The 15077-nt window shown below is 72.5% G+C and carries 12 protein-coding genes, 1 tRNA gene and 1 riboswitch; of the genes, 6 read left to right on the top strand and 7 right to left on the bottom strand.

The features are described 5' to 3' along the window. Positions 1–654: 654 nt before the first annotated feature. The 4 genes from ACIO3R_RS31340 (at position 655) to ACIO3R_RS31355 (ending at position 6321) form a co-directional block, all read left to right on the top strand. Positions 655–2271 carry a collagen-like protein gene (locus ACIO3R_RS31340; RefSeq protein WP_402110370.1) on the top strand — a complete coding sequence of 539 codons (1617 nt, stop codon included), beginning with the start codon at positions 655–657 and terminating at the stop codon, positions 2269–2271. A 135-nt stretch (positions 2272–2406) separates the two neighbouring features. Then, positions 2407–3663: an L-2-hydroxyglutarate oxidase gene (gene lhgO / locus ACIO3R_RS31345; RefSeq protein ID WP_402110372.1), complete on the top strand. Its 1257-nt coding sequence runs from the start codon at positions 2407–2409 to the stop codon at positions 3661–3663. Positions 3664–3667: 4 nt separating this feature from the next. Beyond that, the gene (gene trmB, locus ACIO3R_RS31350; RefSeq protein WP_401294954.1) at positions 3668–4549 is read left to right on the top strand and encodes a tRNA (guanosine(46)-N7)-methyltransferase TrmB; all 882 of its coding nucleotides are present in this window, start codon (positions 3668–3670) and stop codon (positions 4547–4549) included. A gap of 143 nt (positions 4550–4692) precedes the next feature. After that, positions 4693–6321, top strand: a complete 1629-nt coding sequence (locus ACIO3R_RS31355) for a PrsW family glutamic-type intramembrane protease (RefSeq protein WP_402110374.1) — start codon at positions 4693–4695, stop codon at positions 6319–6321. A 21-nt stretch (positions 6322–6342) separates the two neighbouring features. Here ACIO3R_RS31355 and ACIO3R_RS31360 read toward each other — a convergent pair whose 3' ends face one another. From ACIO3R_RS31360 to ACIO3R_RS31375, 4 genes are all read right to left on the bottom strand, one after another. Further along, complete coding sequence (locus ACIO3R_RS31360; RefSeq protein ID WP_402110376.1) at positions 6343–7287, bottom strand: aldo/keto reductase; 945 nt, start codon at positions 7285–7287, stop codon at positions 6343–6345. A gap of 116 nt (positions 7288–7403) precedes the next feature. Continuing rightward, a complete protein-coding gene (locus ACIO3R_RS31365) occupies positions 7404–8579 on the bottom strand; it encodes a M23 family metallopeptidase (protein ID WP_385032619.1) in 1176 nt (391 codons plus the stop codon). A gap of 11 nt (positions 8580–8590) precedes the next feature. After that, positions 8591–8744, bottom strand: a riboswitch (cyclic di-AMP (ydaO/yuaA leader). Between the two features lie 303 nt (positions 8745–9047). Continuing rightward, a complete protein-coding gene (locus tag ACIO3R_RS31370; protein WP_402110378.1) occupies positions 9048–10196 on the bottom strand; it encodes a PP2C family protein-serine/threonine phosphatase in 1149 nt (382 codons plus the stop codon). 229 nt (positions 10197–10425) lie between these two features. Then, positions 10426–10499: transfer RNA gene (locus ACIO3R_RS31375), tRNA-Met, on the bottom strand. Between the two features lie 339 nt (positions 10500–10838). Here ACIO3R_RS31375 and ACIO3R_RS31380 point away from each other — a divergent pair. Continuing rightward, positions 10839–11150: a hypothetical protein gene (locus ACIO3R_RS31380; protein WP_402110380.1), complete on the top strand. Its 312-nt coding sequence runs from the start codon at positions 10839–10841 to the stop codon at positions 11148–11150. Positions 11151–11192: 42 nt separating this feature from the next. Here ACIO3R_RS31380 and ACIO3R_RS31385 read toward each other — a convergent pair whose 3' ends face one another. Together ACIO3R_RS31385 and ACIO3R_RS31390 are read right to left on the bottom strand one after the other, a co-directional pair. Further along, complete coding sequence (locus ACIO3R_RS31385) at positions 11193–12425, bottom strand: SPFH domain-containing protein (RefSeq protein ID WP_385032628.1); 1233 nt, start codon at positions 12423–12425, stop codon at positions 11193–11195. Positions 12426–12481: 56 nt separating this feature from the next. Continuing rightward, positions 12482–12703 (bottom strand): hypothetical protein, encoded by a 222-nt coding sequence (locus ACIO3R_RS31390; RefSeq protein ID WP_363031136.1) that lies wholly within the window; start codon positions 12701–12703, stop codon positions 12482–12484. Between the two features lie 209 nt (positions 12704–12912). On the opposite strand from ACIO3R_RS31390, the gene ACIO3R_RS31395 reads away from it, so the two are divergent. After that, positions 12913–13323: an SHOCT domain-containing protein gene (locus ACIO3R_RS31395; protein ID WP_385348115.1), complete on the top strand. Its 411-nt coding sequence runs from the start codon at positions 12913–12915 to the stop codon at positions 13321–13323. Here the strand turns inward: ACIO3R_RS31395 and ACIO3R_RS31400 are convergent. Beyond that, positions 13277–14737 carry an NAD(P)/FAD-dependent oxidoreductase gene (locus ACIO3R_RS31400; protein ID WP_402110382.1) on the bottom strand — a complete coding sequence of 487 codons (1461 nt, stop codon included), beginning with the start codon at positions 14735–14737 and terminating at the stop codon, positions 13277–13279. The genes ACIO3R_RS31395 and ACIO3R_RS31400 overlap by 47 nt on opposite strands. Positions 14738–15077 lie beyond the last annotated feature (340 nt).

Here is a 15077-nt window from a genome sequence, read left to right on the forward strand (position 1 = left end):
CACACGAGGAGCACGCCGGGACACCTCCGACGAGGCCCCGGCGAGGGCCGGGCGGACCTCGCGAACCGGGGGCGGCCGAACCGCCCTGAACACGCGTTCGGGCTGGTCAGCAGGTGGGGCAGGGGTGCGGCCACGCGTCCCGCGGCCTGCCCTCGCCGCTGCCCGCACCCGCCTCTCGCGCCGCCCCGGCGATCCCCCCGCGCGCCCCTCCCCGGCCCTCTTCCGAGCCCGCCCCCGACCCCGTGTCCCGCCCCCTTCCGGGCGCGGCCGGCGGACCGCATCCCTCCTCCCCCGCCCTCCGCGTTTCCTCTCCGCCCCGCCTTCGCCCCGCCTCCGCCACCCGCCCGTCACGGCCGCCCCACCGGCCCCACCCGCCGTCGGGGTCACCGCCGTTCGCCGCTGTTGGCCGCTGTTGGCCGCTGTTCGCTCCGGACGTACAACAATCCCGCCATACGGACGTCCGCCCCTTAACGGTAGGGATGCGGCGAACTACGCTGGGTTTACCGATGTTCTCGGCCGGGGGCATATTCCTCGGGGCTCGGCCAAATGCGTGTGCGGTCGGAGTGCCGGGGTTCGTCCCTGGGGAGAACACGGTACGAATGCCGCGCGCCTCAACGGTGACGCGGCTGCCGTCTGTGTGTCGAGGGGTGGCGCATGTCCAGGGAGCAACGCGGGCCGAACGAGAAGCTCGGAACCGTTCTCGCCCTCGCGGGAATCAGCAACGCCGGGCTCGCCCGGCGGGTGAACGACCTCGGGGCGCAGCGCGGACTGACACTTCGGTACGACAAGACCTCGGTGGCCAGGTGGGTCTCCAAGGGCATGGTGCCGCAGGGCGCCGCGCCCCATCTCATCGCTGCGGCGATCGGGGCCAAGCTCGGCCGTCCGGTCCCGCTGCACGAGATCGGGCTCGCCGACGCCGACCCCGCGCCGGAGGTCGGTCTGACGTTCCCGCGCGATGTGGGTGAGGCGGTCCGCTCGGCGACCGAGCTGTACCGGCTGGATCTGGCCGGGCGGCGGGCCGGCAGCGGCGGCATCTGGCAGTCGCTGGCGGGCTCGTTCTCGGTGAGCGCGTACGCCACTCCCGCGTCCCGCTGGCTGATATCCCCCGCCGACCCGTCGGTCGCCCGCGCCTCGGCGGCCGCGGAGGCGGCGGTACTCGGCACGCAGGGCGCACGGGGCGCAGTGGGGGCGCAGAGTGCACCCGGTTCCACGGCGCCGCCCGGCGTGCCGGGGCAGCAGCTCCTGTCCGGAACACCGCTCGTGCCCGGTCAGGCGGGGGCGCCGCCGGTCCACGGGCACAGCGTGTCGATCCCGGCCCAGCCGGGCCCCGACTCCGCGCACGGCGGCTCGCCGCTGCGGGTCGGCCACAGCGATGTGTCCAAACTGCGGGAGGCCGCCCAGGACGCCCGCCGCTGGGACTCCAAGTACGGCGGCGGGGACTGGCGTTCGTCCATGGTCCCGGAGTGCTTACGGGTCGACGCCGCACCGCTGCTGCTGGGTTCGTACAGCGACGAGGTGGGCCGGGCGCTGTTCGGCGCCGCGGCCGAACTGACCAGGCTCGCCGGATGGATGGCCTTCGACACCGGCCAGCAGGAGGCCGCACAGCGCTACTACATCCAGGCGCTCCGCCTGGCGCGCGCCGCGGCCGATGTCCCGCTCGGCGGCTACGTCCTCGCCTCGATGTCGCTGCAGGCCACCTACCGCGGCTTCGCCGACGAGGGCGTCGACCTGGCGCAGGCCGCCGTGGAGCGCAACCGCGGGCTCGCGACGGCGCGCACGATGAGCTTCTTCCGCCTGGTGGAGGCGCGGGCACACGCCAAGGCGAGCGACGCACCGGCCGCGGGGGCCGCGCTGAAGGCCGCCGAGGGGTGGCTGGAGCGCTCCCGGGACGGCGACGCGGACCCGTCGTGGCTCGGCTTCTACTCGTACGACCGGTTCGCGGCCGACGCCGCGGAGTGCCACCTCGACCTGAAGGCGCCGCGGCAGGTCCGTCGCTTCACCGAGCAGGCGCTGTCCCGGCCGACCGAGGAGTTCGTCCGCTCGCACGGGCTGCGGCTCGTGGTCTCCGCCGTCGCCGAGCTGGAGTCGGGGAACCTGGACGCGGCCTGCGCGGCGGGGACCCGCGCGGTGGAGGTGGCGGGCCGCATCTCGTCGGCGCGGACCACCGAGTACGTGCGCGACCTGCTGCACCGGCTGGAGCCCTACGGGGACGAACCGCGCGTCGCCGAGCTGCGGGAACGCGCCCGCCCGCTGCTGGTGGCACCCGCGTAGCCGGTCCGGTCGACGGGGCCGGGGTCCACGGCCCCGGTACCCCGCGCCGCCGGATTCGCGGGCGCCACGCTGGCCCATACGGGTTTGAGTGCGTTGTCAGTGGGTCAGTGCACTATCGGGGTGGGAGGTGGCGTGATGATGACGCACGCGGCGTACGACTGCGATGTGCTGGTGATCGGCGGCGGGATCGTCGGTCTGTCGACCGCGTACGCGATCACGCGGACCGCCCCGGGCACGAGGGTGACCGTGCTGGAGAAGGAGTGGGGCCCCGCGCGCCACCAGACGGGGCGCAACAGCGGGGTGATCCACAGCGGCATCTACTACCGTCCGGGTTCGCTCAAGGCGCGGTACGCGGTGCGCGGCGCCGCCGAGATGGTCGACTTCTGCCGGGAGCACGGCATCGCGCACGCGGTGACCGGCAAGCTGATCGTCGCGACCGGGCGCGCCGAGCTGCCCCGGCTGCACGCACTGGTGCAGCGCGGCCGCGAGCACGGGCTGCCGGTGCGCGAGCTGGGACCGGCCCAGATCGCGGAGTACGAACCCCGGGTGCGCGGCCTCGCCGCGATCCGGGTGGGCACGACGGGGGTGTGCGACTTCGGCGCGGTCGCCGAGCGGTTCGCCGACGAGGTGCGGGCCGGCGGCGGCCTGATCCGGTTCGGCGCCGAGGTGAGCGCGATCGACCGGCGGCCGTGGGGCGTCGCGGTGCGGACGGCGGACGGCCTGGTGGTGCGGGCCCGGGTGCTGGTGAACTGCGCGGGGTTGCAGTGCGACCGGGTGGCGCGGCTGGCGGGCGACGACCCGGGGATGCGGATCGTGCCCTTCCGGGGGGAGTACTACGAGCTGGCCCGGCCCGATCTGGTGCGCGGCCTGGTCTATCCGGTGCCGGATCCGGCGTTCCCGTTCCTCGGCGTGCATCTGACCCGCGGCCACGACGGCGGTGTCCACGTCGGGCCGAACGCGGTGCCCGCGCTGGCCCGCGAGGGCTACGGCTGGCCGGTCGTGCGCCCCCGCGAACTCATGGACACGCTGAGCTGGCCGGGCTCCTGGCGGATAGCGCGCAGGCACTGGCGGTACGGGCTGGGCGAGGTGCACCGCTCGCTGTCGAAGCGCGCCTTCACGGCGGCCGTGCGGCGGCTGCTGCCCGAGGTCACGGAGGACGATCTGCGGCCCGCCCCGGCCGGGGTCAGGGCCCAGGCGGTCCTCCGGGACGGCACCCTGGTGGACGATTTCCTGATCCGTGAGGCCCCGCACACGGTGCATGTGCTGAACGCTCCGTCGCCCGCCGCCACGGCCTCGCTGCCCATCGGGCGGGAGGTGGCACGCAGGGCGCTCCAGCGGGCGCAGGGGACGGGGTGGAAACCGCCCGCCGTAGAATCAGGGCATTGTGTCTGAGCCCATGAACCCCTCCCCCACGACGCCCGGCGGCGTCGCGCCCGGAGCCGAACCGACGGCGGACGACGCGCCTGGAGCCGACGCCGCGCCCGTCGCACCCGCCACCGCCGGAATCCCCGACGATCTGCGCGCCGCGGCTCTGGACCGCCAGCGCAGGCTGCGTCAGGAGCCCCGCTTCCCCGGCGGCCCCGCGGCCGATCCGGCCGGCTCGCACCACGAGCGCCGGATCCGCAGCTTCCAGCCGCGCCGCAGCCGGGTCTCGCCCGGCCAGCAGGACGCCCTGGAGCGGCTCTGGCCGAAGTGGGGCCTGGACATCGACGGCCTGCGGGTCCTCGATCTGCCCGAGCTGTTCGACGGGCTGCCGGTGGTGCTGGAGATCGGTTTCGGCATGGGCGAGGCCACCGCGCAGATGGCCGCCGACGACCCGGGCACCGGCATCCTCGCCGTGGACGTGCACACCCCGGGCCAGGGCAATCTGCTCCGCCTCGCGGACCGGAACGGCATGTCCAACATCCGGGTCGCCAACGGTGACGCGATCATCCTGCTGCGGGAGATGCTGACGCCCGACTCGCTGGACGGGCTCCGGGTCTACTTCCCCGACCCCTGGCCCAAGTCCCGCCACCACAAGCGCCGGCTGATCCAGCCGGAGTTCCTCGACCTGGTGGCGCAGCGGCTGCGGCCCGGCGCGGTCCTGCACTGCGCGACCGACTGGGAGCCGTACGCCGAACAGATGCTGGAGGTGCTGACCGCGCACCCCCGCTTCGAGAACACGGCGGCGGACGGCGGCTACGCACCACGGCCCGCGTTCCGGCCGCTGACCCGGTTCGAGGGACAGGGCCTGGACAAGGGCCACGTCGTGCACGACCTGCTCTTCGCCCGCCACTGAGCAGAGCCGGGGAAGCCGGCCCCGGAGCAGGGACCCGAACAGGGACCTGAACAGGGGCCTGGGCTGAGACCGGTCCCGGAAACCGGACCCGGGACCGGACATACGCCATGGCCGTTGTCAGTCCACCTGGTTAGGGTCGTGGGGTGTCCGACGGTTCTGTCCAGCAGCAGCGGCAGTCGCAGCCGGCCGTACCGGTGCTTGAGCAGCAGCGGGTCGGCGAGATCCTGGCTGCCGTGCCGGAGCGGGGCCAGTGGCGTTACCGGCCGCGGCGCGTCGGCATGCTGTGGCGGAGCAGGACGCTCCGCGTCGTCGCCGTCTTCACCGTGCTGGCCCTCTGCGGTCTGGTGATCCTCGCGCTGGTCCGCGACCAGACGGGCACTCAGGGATTCCTCGTCGGTCTGGGTCTGGCCGTTCTGCCGGTCCCGTTGCTGATGACGGCGTTCCGCTGGCTGGACCGGGTGGAGCCGGGCCCGTGGCGCAACATGCTGTTCGCCTTCGCCTGGGGTGCCTGTGCGGCCGCCCTCGTCGCGATCCTCGCGAACTCCTTCGCGACCCAGTGGATCGCCACGGCCACCGCCGACCCGGACAGTGCGGACACCCTCGGCGCCACGGTCATAGCGCCCGTCATCGAGGAGAGCGCCAAGGCCGCGGCCGTGCTGCTGCTCTTCCTGTTCCGAAGACGGGATTTCAACGGGATCGTCGACGGTGTGGTCGTCGCCGGCTTCGCCGCGACCGGCTTCGCCTTCACCGAGAACATCCTCTATCTGGGCAACGCCTTCGGCGAGGACCAGCAGATGGGCTCGGGGTTCGTGTCGGTGACCGTCGCGACGTTCTTCGTACGGGCGGTGATGTCGCCGTTCGCGCATCCGCTGTTCACCGTCATGACCGGCATCGGCTTCGGGATCGCCGCGAGCAGCACACGCCACCAGCGTTTCCGCCGCCTCGCGTTGCCGGTGCTCGGCCTGGTCCTCGCGATGGGCATGCACGCCCTGTGGAACGGCTCGTCGACGTTCGGCCCGTACGGTTTCTACGCGGTGTACGGCCTGTTCATGGTGCCGGCCTTCGGCCTGGTGACCTGGCTGGCGATCTGGTCCCGCCGGCGCGAGCTGCGCACGCTGGCCGTCGAGCTGCCCGTCTACGCCGCGGCCGGCTGGCTCTCCCCCGCCGAACCCCTCGCCCTGTCCTCGATGCGGGCCCGCGGCAGGGCCAGGGACGCGGCACGCCGGTGGGCGGCGGCAGCGGGAGGCGGCCCTCACGGCCGCCAGGGCCACGTACCGGCCCCGGTCGCCGCCCACGCCAGGGACCGGGCGAAGGCACAGGCCAAGGCGGCGGCCCGCGCGGTCGCCGAGTACGAGTCGTTCGCGACGTCGCTGGCCTTTCTGCGCCGGCAGGCCCGCCGCGGCACGGCGGGCCCGGACCTGGCCGAACGTGAGCTGGAGCTGCTGCACCACCTGTGGCAGCGCCGGGAGGTCGCCGGTCCCGCCCTGGCGTACGCGGCGCAGGCGACGCGGCGCCCGCGCCCCCGGTTCACCCCTCCGCCGCCCCGGCCGTACCAGGGGTACGGGGGATACCAGGGCAACAGGGCGTACCAGCCCAACGGCAGCCACGCCCCGCACCCGTACCCCGCGTATCCGCACCCCACGCATCCGTACGGCCAGCCCCCGTACGCGGGGCAGCCGTACGCGGGGCAGCCGTACACACAGCCCCCGTACGACGCGCCGCTCCACAGCCCGGCGCCCCACAGCCCTCCGGATCAGTACCCGGATCAATAGGGCCAGGGCCGGCGAACGGTTCTAGGCGGATGCCTCGGTGAGCTCGGTCAGCTCCTGGTCCGTGAGGTGCAGATCGGCGACGGCCACCAGCGCGGGCAGCTGCTCGACCGTCCGGGCGGAGGCGAGCGGGGCGGCGACGGTCGACTGGGCGGCCAGCCAGGCCAGCGCCACGGTCGCGATCTCGGCGTTCCGCTCCTGCGCCACCGTGTCGAGCGCGGCCAGGACCTTCCGTCCGCGCTCCGACTCCAGGTGCTCGCCCGCCTTTCCGGCGCGTGCGCTGTCCACGGTCGTACCGGGGCGGTACTTGCCGGTGAGGAAGCCGGAGGCGAGGGCGAAGTACGGGACGGCGGCGAGGCCGGCACCCGCAGCGGTGTCCTGGAGCTCGCCCTCGTAGGTGTCCCTGGAGACGAGGTTGTAGTGCGGCTGCAGGGCCACGTAGCGGGCCAGTCCCTCGCGCTCGGAGAAGTCCAGCGAGGCGCGGAGCCGCTCCGGGCCGATGTTGGAGGCGGCGATCTCGCGGACCTTGCCGTCCTTCACCAGCTGGTCCAGGGCGGAGATGATCTCCTCGACCGGGACCGTCTCGTCGTCGAAGTGCGTGTAGTAGAGGTCGATGTGGTCGGTACCGAGGCGGCGCAGCGACTCCTCGGCTGCGGCCTTGATGGTGGTGGGGGAGAGTCCCTTGTACGAGGGGTGGGCGCCGACCTTGGTGGCCACGACGATGTCGGAACGGTTGCCCCGCGACGCGAGCCACTTGCCGATGAGGGTCTCCGACTCGCCGCCCTCGTTGCCGGGGATCCAGGCGGAGTACGCGTCGGCGGTGTCGATGAAGTTGCCGCCGGCCGCCGCGTACGCGTCGAGCACGGCGAAGGACTGCGCCTCGTCGGCGGTCCAGCCGAAGACGTTGCCGCCGAGGGCGAGGGGGAAGACCTGAAGGCTGGACGATCCGAGCTTGCGGAGAGAAGTCATGGAAGGAACAACCCGTTCCCCCGCCTCCGCTATTCCGTGCCGTGTACAGCTACGGCAGCGGACCGGCAGCCCTGACGTCGGGGGGTGAGCGTCAGGACTGCCGGGGTTCAGTCCGCTCAGACCGTCAGGCCACGGGCGCGCAGCCAGGTCATCGGGTCGATCCCGGTGCCGTCCGGGGTGTGGACCTCCAGGTGGAGGTGCGGGCCGGTCACGTTGCCGGTCGCGCCGACGCGCCCGATGGTGTCCCCGGTGGTGACCTTCTGGCCGACGCCGACACCGATCGAGGACTGGTGGCAGAACCACAGCTCCGTACCGTCGTCGAGCTCCAGGACCGTGCGGTAGCCGTAAGCGCCGGACCAGCCGGCCGACTTGACGGTGCCGGTGTGGATGGCCTTGATCGGGGTACCTGTCGGAGCGGCGAAGTCGAGGCCCGTGTGGTAGCCGGAGGACCACATCGAACCGGCCTCGCCGAAGGTCGAGGTAATCGTGTAAGAGGAGGTGGGGATGGCGTAGCTGGCGGCGAGCTTGGCGAGCCGAGCTGCCTCCGCCTTCTTCTTGGCCTCTGCCTCCGCCTTCTTCTTCGCGGCGGCGACCTTGGCCTCCGCGGCGTCCTGCTGCTTCTTCGCCTCTGCGGCCGCCTTCTCCGCGGCGGCCTTCTCCTGGGCGGCCTTGGCCTCCGCGTCGGCGGAGTCCTGCTGCTGCTCGGCCTGCTGGAGGATGCGGGCGCGGAGCGCCTCGCCGGCGTCCGTCGTGCCCTGCTCGGCCTCGGTGGTGGTGATGCCGGCCGTCGTCAGCGGGGCGGAAGCGGTCTCGGTCCCGGCAGTCTCCGCCTCGGACCCGCTGGAGAACAGTGCGCCGACGCCCGGCAGTGACTTGGCCTCGGGGAGCTTGTCCGAGATGGCGTCGGGAAGGGAGATGGAGACCGGCGGCCTGCTCTGCGCGGAGGCCATGCCGCCCGCGCCGACGGCCGCGATGACACCGACGCCGAGAACGGTGGAGCTACGGGCGAGACCGTTGCGCTGCTTGGCGACGCGGTGCTTGCCGCGTACGGGGCGGACGGACTCCTCGGTGGGGTTCCATTCCTCCCACGCCTTGCCGGGCTCGGCCTCCTCGGCAGGGAAGCCGCTGCCGAACTCGCTGCCCCGACCGGTTCCGTAAGCGGTTCCGTGGTCGGTCCCGTAGGCGGTTCCGTGGTGGGTGCCGTAGACGGCACCGGGCCCGGTTCCGAAGTCATTTCCGTGTTCGGGTGCGAACCGGGAGGGGGCTTCGGGGGCAGGCTTGTTGGACGCCACTGGGGCGCACTCCTTTCCTTCCTTCTCGCCTACCGGGTTAGCTGACGGGTTCGGAGCAGGAAGGTCTCCTACGGGTTCCTCCGTCTCTCGACGAGACAGAGATGCCCGATTCACCCCATGTAGGTGGTTCCCCGGTTCCCTTGCGGAATTCGGCGCTCGCGCACGGTGCCGCCTCTGACGGCGGCTGGGACAACCGCGCTGCGTTATCGAACGTTAATAGACACACGGGTCCGATTCCAAGCCGTTCCAACTGATCATTCCCGTCTTTGGCCTGGACTTTACGGGACACAACCGGGTGGAATCGGGCGAGTTGATCGCCCCTCAATCGTTATCTGTTTTCTGACGTTGCGTCAAATGTTATGCGGAGGGGTTCCTTACGGTTACGCACGGTGGCATCGGCCGTGGCCTCTTCCCCACTTCCCCGCACGCTCTCCCCCGTCCGCCCTTCCGCCTTCACCCGGTACCGCCCTACAGACCCACGATCTTCACGGTCGTGCGCCGCTCCGACTGCCCCTCGGTGGGGCGCGCGACCGCGAGCAGCGCCATGTCGTCGGTCGTCACCCCACCGGTGTACAGCCGTACGTCATCGGTCAGCGCCGACAGCAGTTCCTCGGGCCCCGGGAAGATCCGCCCGCGCAGCCGCTCCGCGGGGTCGTAGAAGACCCCTGCGGCGTCCCGCGCCTCGGAGAGGCCGTCCGTGTACAGGAGGAGCGTCGCCCCGGCGGGCAGCTCCCACTCGTCGGAGCGGTCCGGCCACACGCCCAGGTCCATCCCCAGGGGCAGCGCGGGCAGCGTGGGCCGCAGCACCTCCAGCGCCCCGTCCGAGTGCAGCAGCAGCGGTTCGGGGTGGCCGCGGTTGACGATCCGCACCCGGGCCGCGCCCGGCGGGATCTCGGCCAGGACGGCGGTGATGAACCCCTCGACCGCGTCGAGGCCGCCGCTTCTGCTCGATTCCCGCGCCAGCGCACGCTCCAGCCGCTGGGCCACCCCCTCCAGCGACCGCTCCTGCTCCGCGGCCTCCCGGAACGCGCCGATGATCACCGCCACCGCCTCGACCGCGTCCAGCCCCTTGCCGCGCACGTCCCCGACCACCAGCCGCACCCCGTACGGGGTGTCCGTGACCGAGAACAGGTCGCCGCCGACGAACTCGTCCGCCTGGGCCGCCTCGTACCGCGCGGCCACGTACAGCCCGCCGATCCGGTCGGACGGCGTCGGCAGCACCGCGCGCATGGCGGTCTCCGCGATGACCCGCGCGGAGGCCAACTGCTCGTTGCTGCGGCGCACGACACCGTTGATGAAGACCGCGAGCACGGAGACGGTGAAGACCGTGAGGAGCTCGATGGACGGCACGACCTGGAACAGGGAGCCGTGGTAGAGCCGCAGCGCCGCGATGGCCACCATCGAGGCGGCTCCGACCCGGATGGTGCCCGCCAGCGAGAAGAACGGCGCGGCGATCAGCGGGGCCGCGGCGAAGAGCGGGACGGCCGTGAAGGCGGGCGGGGTGAAGAAGTCGAACACCAACGCGACGGTGATCACCAGGCCGGGCAGCGCCCGGACGAGCCGGCGGTTCCGGATCTCGTCGGTACGCCTCCCCCGCCGCTGTTGCCGCTTCCCCACCTGTGCTCTCCTGCCCGGTGCGCTCAGGGCCGCGGACGGTACCGCGCACCACCCCCAGACTTCCCGGAACGCGGGCGGAGGTCTACTCCTCGGCGGCCAGTGGGAGTAGGAGCGCGGCGCGGGTCGCACCGGCCGACGGGCCGATGGACCGGCGAACACACACATGCATACACACGCACAAACGAATCAGACCCGGCACGCTGTATGCGTGCCGGGTCTGATTCTTCAGTAGCGGGGACAGGATTTGAACCTGCGACCTCTGGGTTATGAGCCCAGCGAGCTACCGAGCTGCTCCACCCCGCGTCGGTAAACACAACTCTACGGCATGTTCGACGCACTCATGACCACCCCGCGCACGCCCCCCCTGCTCCCCGTCCGCCTCACCCACGCCCTCCCCTCACCCCCTCCCACTCGCTCGCCGCTCCCCGCCCTCGACCGTCCTGCCAACGGACCGCGCCAAGAACGCCAAAGTGCTGAAATTGAGAAGGTGTTGCGAGGAACACGTGTTCTGCCGCAAGGTATCTGCTGCATCCCCCGGACCGGTGGGCTGCCCGTGCGAGCAGACCCTGGGCCGCCCGCTTCACCGTGCCCCGCAAGCCGCTCCCGGTCTCTCATCGCCGCCTGTCTGGAGGGCCTCCGCCGATGACCGCACCGCTCACTCCCGCCCCCGTCCCCGCGGCCGCTGTGGCCCCACCGCTGCGCGGCGCCGTCATCAGTGGCGTGATCGGTGGAGCGATCGGGGCGGTGATGAGTGCGGGAGTCAATTACGCGATCTTCGGAATGCCGGACAGCGAAGCGGTCAACGCGGTCAACCACGCCGCGTCCGGCCTGTTCAGCGGGTTCCTCGCGGGCTTCATAGGGATCCTCGCGCACCACCGGAAGGTCACGTCGGCCGCGCGCGCGGAGGCGGCGGCGACAGCGGCCGCGACCCCCGTCGCCGTACCGGAGCCGTAGCCGTAGCCCCCAGCAGAGCCGGGACCGGAACCGGCCGCCAGGTCATTCCGCGTCGGCGATCCGGGGCGTCCGGTCCCGGTCCGAGCCCTGATCCTGGTTCCGGTCGCGCATGTCGTGGTCCTCGGGCGCGCCCGTGTCCGTGCCGCGCTGGAGCGACTGAAGGATCGCCAGCCCCTGGCCGACGACGCCCGCCGCCACCTCGTTGACACCGTCGGTGCCGTTGAGGACGGTGAGGCTGGCTCCCGACATCCCGCGGGCGGCCGCGTCGGCCAGCGCCGGCAGGTTCTCCACGATCCGGTTGGCCGCGATGAGTTCCTGGTTGCCCTCCCGCAGCGAGACCGCGCGGGCCGTGTTGGCGTCCGCCTGGGCCTGGGCGAGGGTCCGTTCGGCGTACGCGCTTCCGTCCGCCTCGAACTTCACCTGGTCACGAGCGGCCTCGGCCAGGGTGCGCTGCCGGTAGGCCTCGGCGTCCGCCGGGCGCCCGACCTCCGCCTCCAGCCGCTGGGCGGCCAGCCCCGCCTGACGCTGGGCCAGTGCGGTCTGCTCGTCGATGACCTCGTGCGACGCCCTGGCCTGCGCGAGCGGCCCGGCCTGGGCGGCACGGGCGTTGTACTGCTCCGTCTCTGCGAGGAATCCGGCCCGCTTGATCGCGGTGTCCCGTTCGTACTCGGCCTTGAGCGCGGAGGCCTGCTGCTCGCGTTCGGCGGCCTCCTGATCGGCCTTCGCGCGGGCGATCCGGGCCTGGCCGGCGACCGCGGCGGCGTGCGGGGCGGCCAGGTTCTCGATGTACCCGGTGGCGTCGTCGATCTCCTGGATCTGGAGGGCGTCCACCACGATGCCGAGCTTCTCCATCTCACCGTGGCTGCCGGCGATGACCTCCTGGGAGACCCGGCTGCGTTCCCGGATGATCTGCTCCACGGTCAGTCCGCCCACGATGGACCGCAGGTGTCCGGCGAAGATCCGGCCGACGAGCTCCTCCATCTGGTTCTGCTCGGACAGGAAGCGCCGCGCGGCGTTGGCGATGGACACGGCGTCGTCGCCGACCTTGAAGACGGAGACGGCCCGGACCGTGAGGCGGATGCCCTGCTGGGTGACGCAGTCCTCGGTGATCTCCGCCTCCCGGAGCGAGAGGGACAGCATCCGCGCCTTCTGCTTGATGGGGAGGACGAAGCTTCCGTGGCCGGTGACGATCCGGAACTGCGTGTCCTGCGTCTGCCGTTTCGAACCCGATATGAGCATCGCCTCGTTGGGGGCGGGAACATGCCAGAACAACATGAGCGGACTCCTGTCAGATGTAGGACGCCACCTCGCGGGTCACGCCACTTCACAGCTCAGGACGGCAAGGGCTCCACCACCACCGTGCGTGCCGAGACCTGGTCGACGACCACGACACGTACGTCCCTGCCGATCGACGCGGCCGACCACGCCGTGTAGGCCTCGGAACCGCCCCGTACGGCCACCAGCACCTCGCCCGCCCCGTCGGGCGGAATCGGCACGGTCACCCGCCCGACAGCCCCGACCGGGCTCCGGCCGGACTCATCTGCCGCGCGCACGCGCGCACCGCCGCAGGTCCTCGTACGGACACGTCATCACAGCCACGAGGCGCACCGCCTCCCGGAGGCTCACACCTCCCTCGACACGTCCACGGTACTCCCCGCGCCCCGGCCGGCACCGCTCGTGGAGCCCACCGGGCGAGGGGCGAAATGCGGTGGTATGAATTATTTCGTATTCACCCATTCGACGCGGCTCCCTGGAGTGGACGATGGACGACTACCCGCTGCTCAACCTCTTCTGGACCATGCTCTGGTTCTTCCTCTGGGTCATGTGGATGTTCCTTCTCTTCCGCGTCATCATGGACATCTTCCGCAGCGACGACCTGGGCGGACTGGCCAAGGCCGGCTGGCTGATCCTGACCCTGGTGCTGCCGTACCTGGGCGTCCTGATCTACGTGATCGTCCGCGGCAGGTCCATGGGGACGCGCGACGCGAAGGACGCCAGGGAACGGGACGCGGCGTTCAAGGCGTACGTGCGGAACGCGGCGGGCACGGATGCCCCGGGCGGTGCGACGAGGAGCAACCACGTCGAGGACCTGACGAGACTCGCCGACCTCAAGGACAAGGGCGCGATCACGGAGGAGGAGTACCGGCAGGCGAAGACGAAGCTCCTCGTCTGACCTCCGTGTGCCGCACGGCCGACTCCCACTCCTGCCGGGTGGGGCCGTCGAATCCGGGTGTGAAGTCCGGGCGGTCGGCCAGCCAGCACGCCAGGCGGGCGCGAACCTCCTCGGTGCCGTACGCCTGCTCGGCGGGCAGGACGAGATGACGGATCCGGGACCGCGCCCGCATGACCACCGGGTCGTCCCAGGAGCAGGCGGACAGGGCGGCCCTCTCGCGGGCCTCGGCGGTCGGCGGCCGCGCCGGGGCCTGCGCGGGGTTGCTGAGCCTGGCCTCGTTGGCCCGGTCCATGGCGACCTGGGTGTCGAACCACGGGCGCAGCGCCCGCCCGGTCCAGCGGTGGTACTCCCGGGCGAACGACGCGGGGTCGTCCCCGGCGGTGCCGGCCCGCCGGGCCACCCACTGGGCCGCGCGGAGGGCCAGCGCCACCCCCTGCCCCATGGTGGGGTTGGTGTGCGTGAGCGCGTCCCCGATCCCGACCAGCCCGGTGACCACGGGCCCGGCCGCGTCCGCGAGCCCGGTCCAGCGGTTGTCCAGGCCCCCCATCGCGAGCACCCCGGAGACCGCCTCGGGCCGCAGCTCCAGCCACGCCGCGACAGCGGGAAACGTCCGGGCGACCCGTTCGAAGACCGCGGGGTCCCGGAGCGCGCCCCGGGTGGGATCGGCGGCGGACACGGTCAGGGACACCGCGAGGGTGCCGTTGTCGGACGGGAAGACCCCGCCGACCGCGAAGGCCGCCACCGAACCCGCCTTGACCCGCCCCGGGTTCCGCGGCCCGTCCGGGCGCAGCCGGTACCAGCGGCAGACGTACGCGATCCCGGTGCGGTGGTGCTCCACGACCGCGTCCCGGCAGCCCGCCCCGGACAGCCAGCCCGTCACCGGGGAGCGGCGCCCGCCGGCGTCGACGACCAGATCCGCGTCGTACCGCCCCACCGCGGACCGCACCGCCGTGGCCCGTGGGACCTCGCCGTGCCGGTCGAGGGCGAGTCCTTCCGCGGGCTCCCCGAGGCGCATGTCGATCCCCGGCTCGCGGTGCACCGCGTCGTGCAGGGCGGTTTCGAGGACGATGCGGCGGGTCTGGACCGTGACCAGGTCCTCGTCACCGGGCCGGGCGGGCGGCGGCTCGGCGAACCACTCCAGCTCGTTGCGTTCCACGGCCCCCATGCGCAGCATCGCGTCGTACACGTCCGGGGCCTCGGCCCGCAGGACGGTACGGACCGGGGCCAGCAGCCCGTGCGGCTGGTTCGCCTGCGGCACCCCGGGACGGCGCCGGCCGAAGAAGTCCGCGTCGAGATCGGGCCCCGGCCGTCGGCCGTCCCGCTCCAGCACGGTGACCGAATGCCCCCGACGCGCCAGGAACAGCGCGGCGGCCAGTCCGCCGATCCCTCCACCGATCATCACGACCCGGGTCAACGTGGCTCCTTCCGGGCGCTGTTGGGCATCAACGGTAGCCGAGACCCCGGCCCGCCCCGGCGCCTTCGCCCGCGGCGGCCCCGGACGGAGGGGACGGCCGGGTCGCAGGCCTCTGGCGGGAGAAGTGGTCGGGTCGCAAAGAGCGTTCTAACATCTCTGTCCTCCCTGGTCACCCTCTCGGAATCCGGATAGGTTGCGGTCACTGGCCGTCCGTGCGGATGGCGCCGCCGAGCGGTTGGTCCCGGCGGGACGGACCAGTCGTGAGCACCGACAGGTACCCGGCGACCGGGTGGTGTTGTGCCGGGGGGCGCGCGGGGCATACGGCCTCGTTCGGCTCACG

It is taken from the genome of Streptomyces sp. NPDC087428 (assembly GCF_044744085.1).
Taxonomy (GTDB): domain Bacteria; phylum Actinomycetota; class Actinomycetes; order Streptomycetales; family Streptomycetaceae; genus Streptomyces.